Source organism: Shewanella sp. K8 (genome assembly GCF_028823715.1).
Lineage (GTDB): Bacteria > Pseudomonadota > Gammaproteobacteria > Enterobacterales > Shewanellaceae > Shewanella > Shewanella algae.
The window spans coordinates 1-835 of the sequence record NZ_JAPEHY010000089.1 but is presented as its reverse complement, the minus strand read 5'-3'; the positions used below and the strand labels follow the sequence as shown (position 1 = coordinate 835).

Here is an 835-nt window from a genome sequence, read left to right as displayed (position 1 = left end):
TTTTGAGGCATGCCTTAACTTTCGTTCTCCGGATATTACAAGCCTGCGGCTCATATACGTTTTACCCGGTTTTTTATTCAAATAGTAATCAATTTCTTCAGCCATAGATTCCTCGAAATATACAACTCATAGAGCTAACGCCATTGTATGGGACCGGAATGCAGTTGGGTCATTTTGAGTTTTTAGATATTTTCTACCACTTGCGCTTGTTGAAACCACAACCCATACAGACTGACCGTTTACACTTACGTAAAACTTCCATTTTCCGCTTTCAATGCCTGCTATAGCTTCATCAAGACTTAGCTTCCAACGTGTACCACTCGGATTCACACCTCCGACATGGGATATGCGTTCATGAGCGCTTGTACGATTCGTTTTATTGATACATTTAATTTGAATATTATCGGTCATTTTAACTTCCTCGTTGTTAAATTTATGAAAAGCCTAACAGCTGTATAGTGCGCACAAAATATACCAAAATATACAGGACTTTTCGAGCCACGAGGAAGCATATCATTCGGCCTCAATTGTTTATAAATGACGATGAAATATTGGAAGTAGACTCTCTAAGACGACTAATCTGCGAGGTTCATGCAAAAACTGCGGTTGCCAAGCAGGCTTAAGCCTGTTGCTGCAAAATCACCAACGGTTTAAGGTTAATGGGGATGTATTGCTTGGCTTTGTTGCTTACCCCGGCACCACTTACCGCCATATTTGGCCTTCATCGCACACATCACATCCCATCGGCCACTCATGCCACTGTACTGACGGCGAAACTCCTTGGCGGAAGTTATCCAGGCATCGTCACTGATACCAAGCTCAAGCAGTAGTTTGG

General features: G+C 42.4%; 1 protein-coding gene and 1 pseudogene. Both read right to left on the bottom strand.

Going from position 1 to position 835, the window contains the following annotated elements; genetic code table 11:
- Positions 1-126: 126 nt before the first annotated feature.
- Complete coding sequence (locus tag ON072_RS21025) at positions 127-411, bottom strand: DUF3892 domain-containing protein (protein ID WP_261753090.1); 285 nt, start codon at positions 409-411, stop codon at positions 127-129.
- A gap of 245 nt (positions 412-656) precedes the next feature.
- A pseudogene (locus ON072_RS21020) lies at positions 657-835 on the bottom strand (alpha-amylase family glycosyl hydrolase); the annotation flags it as partial.

Coding starts and splice junctions, on each gene's coding strand:
- ON072_RS21025 (WP_261753090.1), bottom strand. CDS start 411: ATGACCGATAATATTCAAATTAAATGTATCAATAAAACGAATCGTACA.